General features: G+C 82.7%; 1 protein-coding gene and 2 pseudogenes. All 3 read left to right on the top strand.

Annotated features, from left to right (window positions below):
* A pseudogene (locus GTR00_RS20075) lies at window positions 1–465 on the top strand (hypothetical protein); the annotation flags it as partial.
* Window positions 462–1,061, top strand: coding sequence for an RNA polymerase sigma factor SigM (sigM, locus tag GTR00_RS20070; RefSeq protein ID WP_166613305.1), 600 nt, complete (start codon window positions 462–464; stop codon window positions 1,059–1,061). The pseudogene GTR00_RS20075 and the gene sigM, both read left to right, overlap by 4 nt.
* Before the next feature lie 58 nt (window positions 1,062–1,119).
* A pseudogene (locus GTR00_RS20065) lies at window positions 1,120–1,825 on the top strand (hypothetical protein); the annotation flags it as partial.

The following is a 1,825-nucleotide window of genomic DNA, read 5'->3' as shown; positions in this document are numbered from 1 at the left end:
GTGCCGGCGCCGGCGCCGGCGCCCGTGCCGGTGGCCGGGGTGCTGGCCGCGGACCCCGAGGGCGACGGCTCCGAGGGCGGGAGCACCGCCCCGGTCACCGACGGCGACCCGGCCACGGCCTGGAGCAGCGAGCGGTACGACAGCGCCGTCTTCGGCGGCCTCAAGGGCGGCGTGGGCCTGGTGCTGGACCTCGGCGCGGACGTCGACGTCACCTCCGTGGAGCTGACCGGCGGCGGCGAGGGCGGCGCCGTGGAGCTGCGCAGCACCCCCGGCGGCCCGGACCCGCTGGCCGGCTCCACCGTGCTGGCGCAGTCCCCCGCGGGCGGGGCGCAGGTGCTGGCGCCGCCCGCCCCGGCGCGCACCCGCCAGCTGCTGCTGTGGTTCACGCGTGCCGCCACCGTCGACGGCGAGTTCCGCGTCGCGGTCGGCGACGTGCGGGTGCTGGGCACGCCCGCCGCCCCGTGAGCGGCGCGGAGGACCCGCGCACCGACGCCGAGCTGCTCGCCGCGCACGTCGCCGGCGACCCCGACGCCTTCGGCGAGGTGGTGCGCCGGCACCGCGACCGGCTGTGGGCGGTGGCGCTGCGCACCACCGGCGACCGCGAGGAGGCCGCCGACGCCGTCCAGGACGCCCTGGTCTCCGCGCTGCGCGCCGCGCACCGCTTCCGCGGGGAGTCCGCGGTGACGACGTGGCTGCACCGCATCGTCGTCAACGCCTGCCTGGACCGCGCCCGCCGCCGCGCCGCGCGGCCCACCCGGCCGCTGGAGGAGGGCGCCGGCGCCGAGGGCGACGCCCCGCGCGGCGCCGCCGCGCTGGCCGTCACCGGCGACGGCGCCCCGGCCGTGGAGGCCCGCCTGGACGTCGCGCGCGCGCTGGCGCTGCTGCCGCAGGCGCAGCGCGCGGCGCTGGTGCTCGTCGACATGTACGACGTGCCGGTGGCCGAGGCCGCGCAGGTCCTCGGCGTGGCCGTGGGCACCGTGAAGTCGCGCTGCTCGCGCGGGCGCACCGCGCTGGCGGCGCTGCTGCGCGGCGGGGAGCCGGGCCCGGGCGGGAACCCGTGAGCGCGCGGGCGCGTCACAGGACGGGTCGGTGCGCGAGGGACGTCGTGGGGGGTGCGGGGTGAGCGGAACCGGGGGCCCGGCGGGCGGGGGCCCGCTGCCGCCGGAGGAGGAGCGCGTGCGGGAGCTGCTGCGCGCCTCCGCGGGCGCGGCCGGGCCGATGCCCGCCGACGTGGTCGCGCGCGTGGAGGAGGCGCTGGCCCGGGCCCGCGCGGAGCTGGACGGCGAGCAGGCCGCCGGGCTGGACGGCGGCGCGCGGGTGGCCTCCCTGGGGCAGCACCGCCGCGCCCGCGCGGCGCGCTGGCGCCGCGCCCTGGTCCCCGTCGCCGCGGCCGGCCTGCTGGTCGCCGGGGTGGGCGCCGTGGTGCAGCAGGGCGGGCTCGGCGGGTCCTCCGGGTCGGGGTCCTCCGGCGCGGGCTCCGCGGCGGACGCTCCCGCCGCCGCGAGCGCGGCCGGTGCGCCCGTGCTGCGCAGCGACGCCGACTACGCCGACGAGGCCGCCCTGCTCGCCGCCGGCTCCGCCCTGCTGGAGGACCCCACCGGCACGGGCGGGCAGCCCTCGGGGGCCCGCTCCGGGGGGGAGCCCGAGCGCGACACGCTCGCCGCCCCCGCGGCGCCGGGCGCGCCGGCCGCCGTGCCCGACGAGTCCCAGCGCCCCGCCGCCGAGTGCGCCCTGGGGTGCGCGGCCGCGCTGGGGGTGGACCCCGCCTCCGTGGCCGCGGTGGAGGTCGCCTCGTGGCGCTCGCTGCCCGCCGCGCTCGTGGTGC

The sequence above is a fragment of the Kineococcus indalonis genome (assembly GCF_009906395.1).
GTDB classification, from domain to species: domain Bacteria; phylum Actinomycetota; class Actinomycetes; order Actinomycetales; family Kineococcaceae; genus Kineococcus; species Kineococcus indalonis.
This window is presented reverse-complemented; position numbering and strand designations above follow the sequence as displayed.